This is a genomic window from Bradyrhizobium sp. (assembly GCF_052389815.1).
Taxonomy (GTDB): Bacteria; Pseudomonadota; Alphaproteobacteria; order Rhizobiales; family Xanthobacteraceae; genus Bradyrhizobium.
Genome location: NZ_JBQTHN010000072.1, coordinates 1 through 13445 on the forward strand (window position 1 = coordinate 1; position 13445 = coordinate 13445).

A 13445-nucleotide genomic window follows, 5' to 3' on the forward strand; every position below is an offset into this window, starting at 1 on the left:
CGCGGAGAAGGCCGGGCGCCGGCTGCGCCCGCAGCACCGTGTGCAACGGTAGTAAGAAAACGCACACGGATTTGACAGGTACAGCCAGGACATCCCGACCTTCCCCGCGCAATGGTTTGGCGGCTTATACGTGATCTCCCCGGGGAACGGCCTTTTCTTGCCCCCGTTGCCGAGCCCGCACAGGCAGGCCGGATGGACGCCAGGGTCGCGGCGCCAGGACCACACGACTTCGCCGTCCGCTGCTGAACGTTTTCGCCCGGCGAGAATGAACCCGCCTGACGCCGCAACGGCCCATCGCAACCCGCACCACGTTTCGTGACGATCGCGAAACGTCCCTCACGGTGGTACGGGCTGCGGGGAAACTAGTTCTGATTTACGCAATAGTCAAGAGGCGTTCGGATTGTCGGCTCACAAATTCGTGAAAACGAAAGCTTCCGTCGCGCGGGCGAGATGACTTCCTTCGCCCAGCGGACGTGGCCGCCCTACGTCGCCGGGCGCGCTTTGCTTCACCGCAGAATTCACTACAATGGCGATTGGGTCCGACTTCCACCCCCGACGGACCCGTATCCTCGCCAGCGGACTATCTTGACGATCGATCAGAGAAGCCTTGTGACGGAAAAAGCTCGCGGTAGGGAACGATGAGACGGCTCCTCTCCCGGATTGCCTACGGTCTTTTCGTCACGGTAGTCGTGGTGGCCGGTTCGGAGCTGATGCTGCGGGCGGTTCGGCTGGATCCGTTCTATTACTGGAAATTCCGCTTCCAGTACGTGTCGCCGAAAGCCTATGTGAACCGGAACGAGGGGGTCTGGACTTACCGCCCCAACGCCGACCTGCGCGAGGTCGCCGTTTACGGCATGCCGTCGCCGCTGGCGCGCGAGCCGAAGCTGTGGGTGGAGTTCGATTGTCGCATGCGGTCGAACAATCTCGGCCTGCTGCAGAATGACGATGTCCAGCCGGGAAAGCCCACCACGATCGTCTTCGGCGACAGCTTCACGTCCGGTCAGGGCGGATGCCCGTGGTTTCACAAGCTGCAGGCCCGCCGGCCGCAGGACCGGCTGCTCAATGCAGGCCAGCTCGGCACCGGCTTCGGTCAGTGGTGGCGCATGTTCGAGTATCTGAGATCGCAGGGCGTGGTTGCCGAGCGCGTGCTGCTCATTGCGATCAGCAACGATTTCAAGCGCAAGACATGGGTCTGGCCGAGATCCGACTTCGAGTGCCTCGACCGTGGCAACTGCGTCTGGGACGGCGTGTACTCCTGGCAGCCGGTCCGCCCGGACGAGACCGACAGCGAACTGCTGGCGCGCACCCGCGCGCGCTACACCATGCGGTTCTCCAATTACAGCGCGGTCAGCTTCTGGTTCCTGTCGCTGGAGCAGTATTCCTACTTCCTGAAGTTTCTCCACATCGCCGTTGAGAATGTTGCCAACCTTGCAAAGTACGCAGCGGGCGGCATCCTCCCCGAGACCGAGGCCGCGCTGAAAGCGTTCAAGGCGCTCGGCGTTCCCGTCAAGGTGTTGCTGGTGACGCAGCGGGACGAGACGGGCACCATGGGAAACGAGGCCGATGCAACGGGTGCGGAAGCGGTCCTGAGGGCGTACGGCCTGTCTTACGACTGGTGTCGCCTGGACCACGACGATTTCCTGCCCATTGACGGCCATCCGCACGCGGCCGGCTACGACAAGCTCGTCGCCTGCGCGGACAAGGCGCTCGCCGAGAATTGACCCGGTGCATTCCGTTCAGTCGATCGCCTCGACGCCTTGCGCCTTGAGGCGTGCCAGATGGTCCCTCATTTCCTTCGGACGCTCGGGGGAGTGGCCCTGCCATACCGGGTGGCCCGAGCGCACAACATCCAGCCACCGATTGACGTATGTCATGCATTACCTTAAATTGACACATATGGAAAAGACCCAGGTTTATCTGCGCAAGGAAGAGCTCGAAGCCTTGCGCGAGGCCGCCGCCCGATCCGGCCGCAGTGTCGCGGACCTGGTTCGTGAGGCGATTCGTAAGGTCGTGCTGAAGCCTCAGTCCGCCGGGCCGGTGGCGCTGTGGGACGGCGAACCAAAGCGGACGTCGATCGAGCACGACAGCGTCCACGACGAACCCTGATGCGACAGAGAGAATCGGTGTTCGTCGATAGCGGAGCATGGATTGCTCTCGCGCTCTCGCGTGATCCGCTGCACGCGCAGGCGCGCGAGCAATGGGAGCTGTTGCAGGGAGCGGGCGCGAGACTTCACACGTCCATACCGGTCGTTATCGAGACGTTCACGTTTCTCGATCGGAACGCCGTGCGCGACGTGGCGCTGGCCTGGAAAGACTCCGTCTACAAGGCCGGTGCCATAACGATCCTGCCGTGCGAGCTGCGCGACCTCGAGCGGTCGTGGGATTACTTTCGACGCGCAGACTTGCACAAGCTGTCGTCGGTGGATGCAACGAGCTTTGCGATCATGAAGCGGGCACGCATACGCGTCGCCTACGCGTTCGATCATCACTTCGCTGTCGCCGGGTTCAGGCTCGTGGCATAGGCTGTCGAAGCGCCCCGGCACGGAACATGCTTTCCGGCATGCTTCACTTCACCGACACGAACGGCACGGCCGAGCCCGGCACCATGGTGGTCGGCAGCACGCCGTTCCAGCGTTCGGCCTGCACCAGGGTGACGAGGTTGGGGTTGCTGCCGAGCGCTTTCGCGCGGGCCTCGATGGCGGCGGCTTCGGCTTCGCCGGTGAGGCGGATGTTGGTGGCGCGGGCTTCGCCGTTCAGCTTGAGGGCGTCGGCCTGCGCCTGAGCTTCGGCGCGGACGGCGTTGGCCTTGGCGTTGGCCTGCGTGACCGTGATCTGGGCCTGCACCTTCTCGCGCTCGGCGTTCTGCTGCAGCTTCTGCACTTCGACCTCGGCCAGCATGCGCTGCTCGATCGAGTGCAGATAGTTGGCGGAGAATTCGATGTTCTCGAGCTGCACGCTCTCGACGATGATCATGGCATCGTCGCGCAGGCTCGCAATGATCGCATCCTTGATGGCGGAATTGAGGGGGCCGCGCTCCTGGATCGCCTTCACCGCGGTGTAGCGGCCGAACACGATCTTGACCTGCTGGTTGACGGCCGGGCTGACCACCTGGTTGACGGCGGTCTGCAGGCTGCCGAACTTGGCATAGAGCTCGCCGACCTTTTCCGGCGCCGCGCGCAGGGTGACGCTGATCTTCCGGTCGGCCGGCTGCTGGTCGAAGGAATAGGAATTCATCTTGTCCCAGGTGTAGGTGATGGTCTTGACGCTGATCTTCTGGACGCTGTCGATGAAGGGCACCTTGAAGCCGAGGCCCGGCTGCGCCGTGCCGATCACCGCGCCGGTGCGCAGGATGACGCCGCGCTCGGTCTGATCGACGGTGTACCAGCTGCCGAAGACGATGGCGGCGATGACGGCCACCGCGGCGACGATGGCGGCGATAAATCTGCTGTTCATGGGGGGCTCCTGGCCATGGTTGGCCGGATATACGTGAAGTGGCCTAACGATCATTGACGGGCGCGCGAACGCCCGCAGTGACCTGCATCACTGCGTCGCGCATTCGGGGCATTTGGTTCAGATTGGATGAGTAAAATCGTTAGAGTTTACGCCGTTGCCGCCGTCCACAGCATGGCGAAGCCGGCGGCGATCATGATGGCGTCCCTTGAGGAGCGCGTCTTCGCGCGTTTCCGGACGATGCTGCGAATCGCCGGAGAAGGATGAGGCCGCAGTGTGGCCTCATGGTTCGAGACGGCGCAAGCGCCTCCTCACCATGAGGGGCGACAGCTACTTCAACACCACCCAGGCCGGTGCGTGGTCGCTGGCACCTTGCTCGCCGCGGATGTTGCGATCGACGCCGGCCTTGTGCAGGCGGGGCGCCAGTGCAGGGCTGAGCAGGAGATGATCGAGCCGCAATCCCGCATCGCGCGGCCAGCGGTGCCGCATGTAGTCCCAGAAGGTGTACATCGGCTGCTTCGGGTGCCGCTCGCGGATCGCATCGAGCCAGCCCTGATCGACGAGTTTGGCGTACTCCGCACGGCTTTGCGGCTGGATCAGCGCGTCCTTGTCCCAGGAGCGCGTCGGATAGATGTCGAACGGCGTTGGGGCTACGTTGTAGTCGCCGGCCAGCACCACCGGGATGTCCTGCTTGATGAACTTCTTCGCGTGCGCGCGCAGGCGTTTGAACCAGGCGAGCTTGGTGTCGAATTTCGGCCCGGGCTGCGGGTTGCCGTTGGGCAGGTAAATGCTCGTCACGACGATGCCGCGCACGGCGGCCTCGATGTAGCGCGCCTCGCGGTCACTGGCGTCGCCAGGCAGGGCGTCGCGGATCAGGATCGGCTCGGCCTTGCGCGCGAGGATGGCGACGCCGTTCCAGCTTTTCTGCCCGCGCCACACCGCGCCATAGCCGGCCTTCTCGACGGCAGAGATTGGAAACTCGGCGTCGGTCGCCTTCAGTTCCTGCAGCGCGACGACGTCGGGTTTTGCGGCGCGCAGCCAGCGCAAGAGGTTGGGCAGGCGCTTGTTGACGTTGTTGATGTTGAAGGTGGCGACCTTCATGCCTTGTCGGCGGCTGCGGTCTCCGGGGGCACGGGCGGCGGGCCCGCCGCAGCTTGTGCCGCGTCAGGTGCAGGCGCATCAGCCGGCTCCACCTTGGCTTCGCCGCCCCTGTAGACGCGGGCGAAGCGGCGGCCGAGGCTGGTCAGCACCTCGTAGCCGATGGTGCCGAAATGATGCGCCAGCTCGTCGACGGTGATGCCTTCGCCGATCAGCGTCACCATTTGGCCGCGGCGAGCTAAGTTCTTGTCGAGATCGGTGACGTCGACCGCCATCAGGTCCATGGAGATGCGCCCCGCAATCGGACAGCGCTTGCCCGACACCACGACCTCGGCGCCACGGGTGCCGTCATTGGCGCTGGCCGCGCGGAAATAGCCGTCGGCGTAGCCGGCGGAGACGATGGCGAGGCGTGTCGGCCGCCGCGCCGTCCAGGTGCCGCCGTAACCGACGGTCTCGCCTTTCTCGATATTGCGGATCTGCACGATGCGCGCCTTGAGCTCGATCACCGGTTTCATCGGGTTGTCGGCCTCCGGCGTCGGGTTGACGCCGTAGAGCGCAGCACCAGGCCGGACCAGGTCGAACTGGTATTGCGGCCCCAGGAAGATGCCGGACGAGTTCGACAGCGCCGCCGGCACGCCGGAGAAGAGGTTTGCGATCTCGCGAAACGTGGTGAGCTGTCTGGGATTGACCGTGCTGTGGAGCTGCTCGGCGGAGACGAGATGGCTCATCACGAGGGTAATGCCGTGATCGCCGGCATTGATGCGGGGGATGATGGCCTGCGCTTCCGCGACGGTCAGGCCCAGCCGGTTCATGCCGGTATCGATGTGGATCGCCGCCCCGCCGTTCCAGCCGGAGCGGCGGCAGAACACGTCCCATTCCGCAAGCTCGTTGAGCTCGCCGATCACCGGCCGGCAGTCGATTTTCGCATAGGCCTCGCCGGAATTCTGGAAGAAGCCGTCGAGCACGTAGATGGCGGCCGAGGCGGGCACCGCACCGCGGACGACCTTCGCCTCGTCGAGCGTGGCGACGAAGAAGGTCTTGCAGCCGGCATTGGCCAGCGCCCGCGACACCTCGGCGGCGCCGCAGCCATAGGCGTTGGCCTTGACCACGCCGGCGCATTCGGCGGGAACCGCAGTTTTCTCCAGCTTGCGCCAGTTGGCGACGATGGCGTCGAGGTCGACGGTAAGGATGCCGGTCGCGGTGGCATGGGCCGCCGCGAGGTTGGCCTCGGGCGACAGCAGCGATTTCGGGTCGGAGGCGATGTTCATGCCGCATTTTAGGCGGCAGGGCGCGCGGGTTCAACCGCGCCCGACGTGGGTCAATAGCCGCGATCCGGCAGGTTACCGCCATGCGCGAGGTCGCCGAAGCGGGTGACGGAGGCGTCGAAGTGAAGCTCGACGGTTCCGGTGGGGCCGTGGCGCTGCTTGCCGATGATGACTTCGGCCCGCCCGAGCGCCCGCTCCATATCCTGTTGCCACTTCGAATGTTCTTCGGTGCCCGGCCGCGGCTCCTTCATGGCGAGGTAATACTCCTCGCGGAACACGAACATCACGACGTCGGCGTCCTGCTCGATCGAGCCGGATTCACGCAGGTCCGACAGCTGCGGTCGCTTGTCTTCGCGGCTTTCGACCTGACGCGACAGCTGCGACAGCGCGATGATGGGGACGTTGAGCTCTTTCGCCAGGGCTTTGAGGCTGGTGGTGATCTCGGTGATTTCCTGCACGCGGCTGTCGTTCGAGCGCTTGGCCGAGCCCGACAGCAGCTGGATGTAGTCGATCACGATGAGATCGAGGCCCTTTTGCCGCTTCAGCCGGCGGGCGCGCGCCATCAGTTGCGCAATCGAAAGGCCGCCGGTCTCGTCGACGAAGAAGGGCAGGGACTGCAGCTCGATGGCGTAGTCGCGGATCTTCTCGAAATCGGTTTCCGAAATGCCGCCGCGGCGGATCGAGCTGGAGGGAATGCCGGTGCGCTCGGCGATGATGCGGGTGGCGAGCTGTTCGGCCGACATTTCGCAGGAGAAGAAACCGACCACGCCGCCGTTGACCGCCCTGGTCGTGCCGTCGGCCTGCACCTCGCCGATATATGCCTTGGCGACATTGTAGGCGATGTTGGTGGCAAGCGACGTCTTGCCCATGCCGGGGCGGCCGGCGACGATGATGAGGTCGGACTGCTGCAAGCCGCCCATCTTGCTGTCGAGGTCGCGCAGGCCCGTGGCGACGCCGGACAGCTTTCCATCGCGCTGGAACGCCTTGGCAGCCATATCGACGGCTACCGTCAGCGCCTGGGAGAACTTCTGGAAGCCGCCGTCGTAGCGGCCGGACTCGGCGAGCTCGTAGAGCTGGCGCTCGGCATCCTCGATCTGGGCGCGCGGGGCGAAATCGACCGGCGCGTCATAGGCGACATTGACCATGTCCTCGCCGATCCGGATCAGGTCGCGGCGCAGCGAAAGCTCGTAGATGGTCCGCCCGTAGTCCTGGGCGTTGATGATGGTGGTGGCTTCGGCCGCAAGGCGGGCGAGGTACTGGCCGACCGTCATGCCGCCGATGTCGGTGTCGGCCGGCAGGAAGGTCTTTAGCGTTACGGGGGTTGCGACCTTGCCCATGCGGATCAGGCTGCTGGCGGTCTCGAAGATGGTCTGGTGCAACGGCTCGAAATAGTGCTTCGGCTCGAGGAAGTCCGAAACCCGGTAGAAGGCGTCGTTGTTGACCAGGATCGCGCCCAACAGGCTCTGTTCCGCCTCGATATTGTGCGGGGCGCTCCGGTAGACCGGGGTACCGGCATCGGGCGCAAGCTTGAGGACGTTCGAATCAGTCAAGGCCATGGACGAATTGTTCTGCGGATTTGGTCGTTATTGGGAATGCTTCAAGCCGGGCGGCGATAAAGCGCCTCCGGCGCGGCCGGAGGAAGGGTGTCCGTGCCTTATGCACGATTCCCACAAACGTCGGTGTGAATCCAATCCGGGCGACGTATTCGACTTGACGGGTTTTGACGGAAGTTGGACCGCGGTCGAACTCGATCGGGCCAGGTTTCGCGCCTGGGTTCCCGATTGCCGTCAGGCCGGCTGAACCTTTTCGCGTCCCGGCCGACCCACTCATGGGTGAGGGCGCGTTCGGGCAGGTCTTTCCCGCTTCGATCAGGTCAGGAGCAGATAGACCAGCGCGGCCAGCGCGGCACCCACCCCGACAGCGATCAGGATGTAATCGGTTCCGAGGTCGCGCTGTGGCTCGAGGTCGATCAAGGGATCATACGTTCCGTGGGCCATGGCCGACGTTTACGCCTTGGCGTGGAATCGTTTTGTGAAGCAGGTCACACCGAGTGCGTTTTCTTTGGTGTTGGGTGCCGGGAACGGTTTTCAGGCGCTGCAATTGGTTGAGCGGCGCCGGGACAGGGTCAGGTGAATGGGGCAACAGTTGCAGATTCCTCCTGGCGCGGCGGCCATGACGAGCGGCGCTGGCTGTCGACGTTGGTCGACGCCATGCAGGATGCCGCCGAGCCCGGCCGGCGTGCCGCGCCCTGCGACAGCCGGACGCTTGCCGCCCTGCGCAGCCAGCTCGCTTTGCCGGCACAGCCGCGCGGCGCATCGTCCCTCAGCTTGCGCAATTAAGCTCAGGTTCCGTCAGGCTTATTCGCCGGCAATCTGCAGCCGCGGACGGGAGTGGCGTTCCCTGCGGCGCAACCTGGCTTCCTCGTTGGCAATGTAATCGCGCGTGATCGGGACGACGCCCTGGCGCTTGCTGAGCTGGATCTGCATCACCATCAGGTTCTGCTTGCTGAACGCCATTTCCGAGCAGGCGAGATAAAACTCCCACATCCTCGCAAAGCGCTCGTCATAGAGCCGCACCGCTTCCTCGCGCCTTGCCATGAAGCGCTCGCGCCAGGCTTGCAGCGTCTGCGCATAGTGCAGCCGCAGGATCTCGATGTCACAGACCAAAAGGCCCGCGCGCTCGATCGCAGGCATCACTTCCGACACGGCCGGGATGTAGCCGCCCGGGAAGATGTACTTGGTGATCCAGGGGCTGGTGACGTCGGGACCCGTGGAGCGCCCGATCGAATGCAGCAGCATGACGCCGTCGTCGGTGAGAAGCTCGGCGCAGCGGCGGAAGAAGCTGTCGTAAAAGTCGACGCCGACATGTTCGAACATGCCGACCGACACGATGCGGTCGAAGGGGCCGGCGACGTCGCGATAGTCTTGCAGCAGGAAGCGCGCCGATCCCGCCAGGGTTTTCTCGACCGCGCGTGCATTGGCGGCCTGAAACTGCTCGGATGACAGCGTGATGCCGGTGACGTCGGCCTCGGTCATCTCGGCCAGATAGAGGCCGAGGCCGCCCCAGCCGGAGCCGATGTCGAGCACGCGGTGGCGGGGCCGTACCAGGAGTTTCGCGGCGATATGGCGCTTCTTGGCGAGCTGGGCGTCGTCCAGCGGTATGTCAGGCGCCTGGAAATAGCCGCAGCTGTATTGCCGGTCGGCGTCCAGGAACAGCGAATAGAGCCGCCCGTCGAGGTCGTAGTGATGGGCGACGTTCCTGCGGGCGCGGGTGCGCCAATTGAACTGCTTCAAGTGGCGCATGAAGTAACGCAGCCACCACCGCGGTTTTGCAAGGCCCGGCATGATTTCCGGCTGGTTCATCACGATGGCGAGCACGTCCGATATCGAGCCGTTCTCGACCACGAATGTGCCGTCCATCCAGGCTTCACCGAGTGCCAGCTCCGGATTGAGCAGAATCCGCCGCGCCGCGCGCGCGGTAGTGAAGCGCGCCGAGATCGGCTTGCCCGTGCCATCCCCGCAGGTGAACGTCGTCCCGCGCGCCGTGGTGAAGGTCAGACTGCCGCGGCGGATGAAATGACTAAGAACGGAACGCAATAAACGATCCATCGAAGCACCAACGGCGGGGCCAGTTGCCCGGCCGGCCCGATGCGACAACGAGCCTGACCCGCGCCGGTTCCAAACGATAATGGCAATCGAACCGGCGCGCTAGTGCGTTGTACTCAAAGCAGTTATTCGGGACTGGGGACTTCACGCAGATGCGTTACAAGTCGGCTTCCATTCGCAGGATAATCGGCTAAAAGGTGACCCGCTGCCGCCCACATCGCGTGCGATTGCGGGCCGATTGCGCTTGCTACGGAGAAGGACTGGGGATGTTGGGCCGAGCGCTCAGGTTGGCGACGGTGACGCTTCTGACCGGCTGTCTCACGGCGGTGGCGGTGCATGCGCAGGAAAATCTCGAGGCAGGCAAGTCGCCGGCACAGATTTTCGCCGGCACCTGCAATGCCTGTCACAAGTCGCCGCGCGGACTGCTGAAGAGCGTGCCGGCCTCCTCGCTGCCGAGTTTCCTGCGCCAGCATTATACGACCTCCATCGACATGGCCTCGGTGCTGTCCTCCTATCTCGTCGCCAATGGTGCTGCGGACACGCGCTACCAGAGTAAGGGCAAGGATGGCGCCAGAGACGGCACCAAGGAAGCATCGCGCACACCTGCCGAAGGCGCCAAGCATCGGCCGCCGCGGGCCGTCGAGACAACAGACCCGATGCGGCCCGACCTGATCCGGCCCGAGCCGCCGGCGCAGGCGGCCGTCGACAAGGGCAAGAAGGACAAGGGCAAGAAGGGCCGCCCGGAAGAGCCGGCGCGTACCGAGCCCGCCGCCGAGGCGCCGAAGGAAACCGCCAAGGGCGGCGAGGGCGAAAAGCCGGCGGGCGAGCCCAAGGTCGAATCCGCCAAGGTCGAACCGGCGAAGGAGGCCACCGGCGAGCCCGCCGCGAGTCGGCCCGATCCGGTTCCGGCCGTCACGCCTGCGCCCGCGACGAGTGCGGCAGCTCCTGCGACTTCGACGGCAACTGCGGCGCCGGGCGCATCCTCGGTGCCACCGGTGCAGCCGCTCGACGGACCATCCGAGCCGGCCGTCGAGCGGCCCAAGTCCATCATCGAGCTGCCCAAGCCGCCGGCCGTGGCGGCAGCGCCGGCGCTGCCGCCGGTGCCTCCGGCCGGGCCGCCGATGGTGCCCATCTCGCAATAGCCCGATGTCAGCTGCCTTGCGGTCGGCGCGACCGCTTGACTCCGACTAGAGTGATACTCTAGAGTGTTGATCTAGAGCTTGCCGGAACGATTCATGACCGCGACCGTACGGGACGATCTGTTGGCTGCCGGCCTTGCCGTGTTCGAACGCGATGGATTCGAGGGCGCAACGGTCGCGGCGATCCGCCAGCTCGCGCGCGCCTCCAATGGCAGCTTCTTCCATTTCTTCGGCTCGAAGAAGGAACTCGCCGGCACGCTGTTTCTGGAGATCCTGCAGCGCTACCACGCCAGCGTGGTGGCCGCGCTGGCTCCGGAGCTATCCGCGCGCGAGGGCATCGCGCGGCTGATCCGCGCCCATCTCGACTGGGTGGTGAACAACCGGCGCGAGGCGCGCTTTCTGTTCGAGATTTCGCGCGCCGAATGGAGCGAGCAGGTGCGCGACGCCCAGCGCAGCGAGAATTGGCGTCTGGCCGATGGCGTCGAGCGCTGGCGCGGCCCCCTGGTTGCGCGCGGCGAACTGTTTCCGATGAGCGCGACCCTGTTCTTCAGCCAGACAATCGGACCGGCGCAGGTGTTCTGCCGCGCCTGGCTGTCCGGCCGCGACCGGTCCGATCCGCGCGCGCAGGCGGACACGCTGATCGCCTGCGCCATTCGCGCGCTCGTCACGCCGGACAATAACGGAGAAGAACAATGACGCCGCAACCGGACGCCGAGTTCGCCCCGATCGCCACGCGAATCCGCGACAGCGTCGGCCGCCAGGGGTTCATGGCCCATGTCGGCGCGAAGCTGTCGGAGCTGGCGCGCGGCGCCTGCACGCTGGAAGTGGAGCGGCGGCCGGAGCTGCTGCAGCAGAACGGGCTGTTCCATGGCGGCGTCACCGCCTTTCTCGTCGACAATGCAACGACGATCGCAGCGGCCGCCTCGCGCGGCCAGGCGGCGCTGACGGCGGAGTACAAGCTGAACCTGTTGTCGCCCGCGGTCGGCGAGCGCCTGATCTGCCGGGCGCGCGTCATCAAGCCGGGGCGGCAGGTCGCTGTCGTGGCCGCCGACGTTTACTGCCTCACCGAGGGCGTCGAAAAGCACACCGCGACGGCGCTGGCCTCGATCGCGATGCTCGATGAAAAGGCGACCCCGCGAATCCAAAGCCCGGCCGCTTGAGGCAGCCGGGCCCGGACGGCAAACGAAAGAAGCGGCTCAGGCCTTCTCGGCGGGGGCTTCCGCCGGCGCGGCCTCCTCGTCGTGCTGGGCTTCCGGATCGAAGAACTCGCCGGCGGCTGCGATCGCTTCGGCGGCGGCGTCCTGATCCTCCTGGCGGGTCGAGATGTCCTCGCCGCGCTTGATGCGCTCGGCTTCATCGGCGCTGCGCGCGACGAAGACGGTGATGGAAGTCTCGACCTCGGGGTGAACGGCGATCGTCACCTTCTGCTGGCCGATCGTCTTGATCGGCGAATCCAGCCAGACCTGCGGACGGGAAACCTTGATGCCCTGGGCCTCGAGGCTATCGACGATATCGCGCACCGAAACCGAGCCGAACAGCTGGCCGGATTCGGCAGCCTGCCGGATGATCACGATCTCCTTGCCGTTGATCTTCTCGGCAACACTGCTGGCTTCCGACTTGGCCTTGATGTTGTTGGCCTCGAGTTCGGCCTTCATGCCGTCATACCTGGCGCGGTTTTCGGCGGTGGCGCGCAGCGCCTTGCCGCGCTTGAGCAGGAAATTGCGGGCGAAACCGTCGCGCACTTTGACGACTTCTCCCATCTGGCCGAGCTTGGCCACGCGTTCCAGCAGAATGACTTCCATTTTCGTTCTCCTTTGGATGATCGGTGAAAAAGGGGCAGGTTGAAACTCTATGCCGCCGGCAGCGGCGGCGGCCGCTTGCGCATGTAGCGCTCGCGGAATCCGAACAGGGCATCGGCAACGCCGAGAGCGGCCATCGCCAGCAACGGCCACATCAGCACGGCGACGACGGCGTAGGTGAGAACCAGCCATAGCGCGCGGTTGCTCACCGCCAGCGTCAGCGTGTGCAGCACGGCAAAACCGGTAAGCGCATAGGCCGTCAGCAGGGCGCCCGCGATCACCTTGGCGAGCACCGCGAGCAATCCGCCGGTGAAGCAGAATGCGAGCGCGACGCACAGCGCAACGAGCGTCATCGGCGGCAACGCGGTCGATTTCAGATCGGGCCAGGAACGATGCAACCGGCCGGAGGTCACCGCGATCTTGCCGGCCAGCCACAGATTGACCGTCATGACGATCAACGGGCCGGTCGGCACGCCTGCGGGGGCGAGGGCGGCCATCTTGTCGATGATGTCGTCGTCGACCGCTACTCCGCGCGCCGCAAACAGGCGGACCATCCTGGCGAAGCCCTTCTTCATCGCCGCCGCGATGGACTCGGCGTCGCTGCCGATCGACAGCAATGTCACGAAGGCGAGCAGGGCGGTGATGCCGGTCATCCACAGCAGCAGGCGGCCGGTCGGATACCATTCCATCGCGCTCGCCGGCGGCGCAGCGCCGTTGCCCGAGGATGCGGGGGCAGCCGGCCGTCCCAGCAGGGCGAGGTGACCGAGCCACCAGGCCGGCAGCGCGGCAGTCGAGGCAAAGGCAAAGGCGAACGGGAAGCCGAACAGCAGCCCGAACATCGCCGTGGCGGCGATGCTGCCGATCGCGGCGGTGAGCGGACCCCAGCCGATCGCTGCCACCATCAGCGGCAGCGGCGCGAGATTGAACAGGACGAGCGAGATCAGCGCGCCGGATTTGACCGAGGCGAACATCAGCGCCGAGGCGGCGCCGGAGGCGATGGCAATCAGAATAGTCGCGATCATCGGGTGTCCCGCTCCCTTCGAGCGGTTAGAGGCTTTTGGCCCCAACCATCGGCGACCGGACGACCCG

The 13445-nt window shown here is 65.3% G+C and carries 16 protein-coding genes; 7 read left to right on the forward strand and 9 right to left on the reverse strand.

All coding sequences use genetic code 11. From position 1 onward, the window contains the following. Positions 1-638: 638 nt before the first annotated feature. Entirely contained in the window at positions 639-1721 is a 1083-nt protein-coding gene (locus ACT4OC_RS12480) for a hypothetical protein (RefSeq protein ID WP_444839300.1), read from the forward strand. Positions 1722-1736: 15 nt separating this feature from the next. Here the strand turns inward: ACT4OC_RS12480 and ACT4OC_RS12485 are convergent, their stop codons facing one another. Next, a complete protein-coding gene (locus ACT4OC_RS12485; protein WP_444839301.1) occupies positions 1737-1874 on the reverse strand; it encodes a hypothetical protein in 138 nt (45 codons plus the stop codon). Positions 1875-1896: 22 nt separating this feature from the next. Here ACT4OC_RS12485 and ACT4OC_RS12490 point away from each other — a divergent pair, with 22 nt between their 5' ends. Together ACT4OC_RS12490 and ACT4OC_RS12495 are read left to right on the forward strand one after the other, a co-directional pair. Further along, positions 1897-2106: a ribbon-helix-helix domain-containing protein gene (locus ACT4OC_RS12490; RefSeq protein ID WP_444839302.1), complete on the forward strand. Its 210-nt coding sequence runs from the start codon at positions 1897-1899 to the stop codon at positions 2104-2106. 17 nt (positions 2107-2123) lie between these two features. Further along, positions 2124-2522, forward strand: a complete 399-nt coding sequence (locus ACT4OC_RS12495) for a type II toxin-antitoxin system VapC family toxin (protein ID WP_444839303.1) — start codon at positions 2124-2126, stop codon at positions 2520-2522. A gap of 43 nt (positions 2523-2565) precedes the next feature. Here the strand turns inward: ACT4OC_RS12495 and ACT4OC_RS12500 are convergent, their stop codons facing one another. The 5 genes from ACT4OC_RS12500 to ACT4OC_RS12520 form a co-directional block, all read right to left on the reverse strand. Further along, positions 2566-3453 (reverse strand): prohibitin family protein, encoded by an 888-nt coding sequence (locus tag ACT4OC_RS12500; protein WP_444839304.1) that lies wholly within the window; start codon positions 3451-3453, stop codon positions 2566-2568. 327 nt (positions 3454-3780) lie between these two features. Next, positions 3781-4551: an exodeoxyribonuclease III gene (locus ACT4OC_RS12505; protein WP_444839305.1), complete on the reverse strand. Its 771-nt coding sequence runs from the start codon at positions 4549-4551 to the stop codon at positions 3781-3783. Further along, positions 4548-5816: an alanine racemase gene (gene alr, locus ACT4OC_RS12510; RefSeq protein ID WP_444839306.1), complete on the reverse strand. Its 1269-nt coding sequence runs from the start codon at positions 5814-5816 to the stop codon at positions 4548-4550. The genes ACT4OC_RS12505 and alr overlap by 4 nt, the downstream gene beginning before the upstream one ends. 50 nt (positions 5817-5866) lie before the next feature. Continuing rightward, the gene (locus ACT4OC_RS12515) at positions 5867-7369 is read right to left on the reverse strand and encodes a replicative DNA helicase (protein WP_444839307.1); all 1503 of its coding nucleotides are present in this window, start codon (positions 7367-7369) and stop codon (positions 5867-5869) included. A 312-nt stretch (positions 7370-7681) separates the two neighbouring features. Beyond that, positions 7682-7810: a hypothetical protein gene (locus ACT4OC_RS12520; protein WP_444839308.1), complete on the reverse strand. Its 129-nt coding sequence runs from the start codon at positions 7808-7810 to the stop codon at positions 7682-7684. A gap of 132 nt (positions 7811-7942) precedes the next feature. Here ACT4OC_RS12520 and ACT4OC_RS12525 point away from each other — a divergent pair, with 132 nt between their 5' ends. Next, the gene (locus ACT4OC_RS12525; RefSeq protein WP_444839309.1) at positions 7943-8152 is read left to right on the forward strand and encodes a hypothetical protein; all 210 of its coding nucleotides are present in this window, start codon (positions 7943-7945) and stop codon (positions 8150-8152) included. 18 nt (positions 8153-8170) lie between these two features. Here the strand turns inward: ACT4OC_RS12525 and ACT4OC_RS12530 are convergent, their stop codons facing one another. Beyond that, positions 8171-9421 carry a class I SAM-dependent methyltransferase gene (locus ACT4OC_RS12530; protein WP_444839310.1) on the reverse strand — a complete coding sequence of 417 codons (1251 nt, stop codon included), beginning with the start codon at positions 9419-9421 and terminating at the stop codon, positions 8171-8173. A 293-nt stretch (positions 9422-9714) separates the two neighbouring features. Here ACT4OC_RS12530 and ACT4OC_RS12535 point away from each other — a divergent pair, with 293 nt between their 5' ends. The 3 genes from ACT4OC_RS12535 (at position 9715) to ACT4OC_RS12545 (ending at position 11717) form a co-directional block, all read left to right on the forward strand. Next, positions 9715-10560 carry a hypothetical protein gene (locus ACT4OC_RS12535; protein WP_444839311.1) on the forward strand — a complete coding sequence of 282 codons (846 nt, stop codon included), beginning with the start codon at positions 9715-9717 and terminating at the stop codon, positions 10558-10560. A gap of 93 nt (positions 10561-10653) precedes the next feature. Further along, on the forward strand, positions 10654-11253 hold the full coding sequence (locus ACT4OC_RS12540; RefSeq protein WP_444839312.1) for a TetR/AcrR family transcriptional regulator: 600 nt from the start codon (positions 10654-10656) through the stop codon (positions 11251-11253). Beyond that, positions 11250-11717 carry a PaaI family thioesterase gene (locus tag ACT4OC_RS12545; protein ID WP_444839313.1) on the forward strand — a complete coding sequence of 156 codons (468 nt, stop codon included), beginning with the start codon at positions 11250-11252 and terminating at the stop codon, positions 11715-11717. The genes ACT4OC_RS12540 and ACT4OC_RS12545 overlap by 4 nt, the downstream gene beginning before the upstream one ends. 36 nt (positions 11718-11753) lie before the next feature. Here the strand turns inward: ACT4OC_RS12545 and rplI are convergent, their stop codons facing one another. Both rplI and ACT4OC_RS12555 read right to left on the reverse strand, forming a co-directional pair. Next, on the reverse strand, positions 11754-12359 hold the full coding sequence (gene rplI, locus ACT4OC_RS12550) for a 50S ribosomal protein L9 (protein WP_444839314.1): 606 nt from the start codon (positions 12357-12359) through the stop codon (positions 11754-11756). A gap of 47 nt (positions 12360-12406) precedes the next feature. Further along, on the reverse strand, positions 12407-13378 hold the full coding sequence (locus tag ACT4OC_RS12555; protein ID WP_444839315.1) for a hypothetical protein: 972 nt from the start codon (positions 13376-13378) through the stop codon (positions 12407-12409). Positions 13379-13445 lie beyond the last annotated feature (67 nt).

Excerpts from the sequence above, each read along its gene's own strand:
- ACT4OC_RS12480 (WP_444839300.1), top strand. The coding sequence starts at position 639 with ATGAGACGGCTCCTCTCCCGGATTGCCTACGGTCTTTTCGTCACGGTA.
- ACT4OC_RS12485 (WP_444839301.1), bottom strand. The coding sequence starts at position 1,874 with ATGACATACGTCAATCGGTGGCTGGATGTTGTGCGCTCGGGCCACCCG.
- ACT4OC_RS12490 (WP_444839302.1), top strand. The coding sequence starts at position 1,897 with ATGGAAAAGACCCAGGTTTATCTGCGCAAGGAAGAGCTCGAAGCCTTG.
- ACT4OC_RS12500 (WP_444839304.1), bottom strand. The coding sequence starts at position 3,453 with ATGAACAGCAGATTTATCGCCGCCATCGTCGCCGCGGTGGCCGTCATC.
- ACT4OC_RS12505 (WP_444839305.1), bottom strand. The coding sequence starts at position 4,551 with ATGAAGGTCGCCACCTTCAACATCAACAACGTCAACAAGCGCCTGCCC.
- alr (WP_444839306.1), bottom strand. The coding sequence starts at position 5,816 with ATGAACATCGCCTCCGACCCGAAATCGCTGCTGTCGCCCGAGGCCAAC.
- ACT4OC_RS12515 (WP_444839307.1), bottom strand. The coding sequence starts at position 7,369 with ATGGCCTTGACTGATTCGAACGTCCTCAAGCTTGCGCCCGATGCCGGT.
- ACT4OC_RS12520 (WP_444839308.1), bottom strand. The coding sequence starts at position 7,810 with ATGGCCCACGGAACGTATGATCCCTTGATCGACCTCGAGCCACAGCGC.
- ACT4OC_RS12530 (WP_444839310.1), bottom strand. The coding sequence starts at position 9,421 with ATGGATCGTTTATTGCGTTCCGTTCTTAGTCATTTCATCCGCCGCGGC.
- ACT4OC_RS12540 (WP_444839312.1), top strand. The coding sequence starts at position 10,654 with ATGACCGCGACCGTACGGGACGATCTGTTGGCTGCCGGCCTTGCCGTG.
- ACT4OC_RS12545 (WP_444839313.1), top strand. The coding sequence starts at position 11,250 with ATGACGCCGCAACCGGACGCCGAGTTCGCCCCGATCGCCACGCGAATC.
- rplI (WP_444839314.1), bottom strand. The coding sequence starts at position 12,359 with ATGGAAGTCATTCTGCTGGAACGCGTGGCCAAGCTCGGCCAGATGGGA.
- ACT4OC_RS12555 (WP_444839315.1), bottom strand. The coding sequence starts at position 13,378 with ATGATCGCGACTATTCTGATTGCCATCGCCTCCGGCGCCGCCTCGGCG.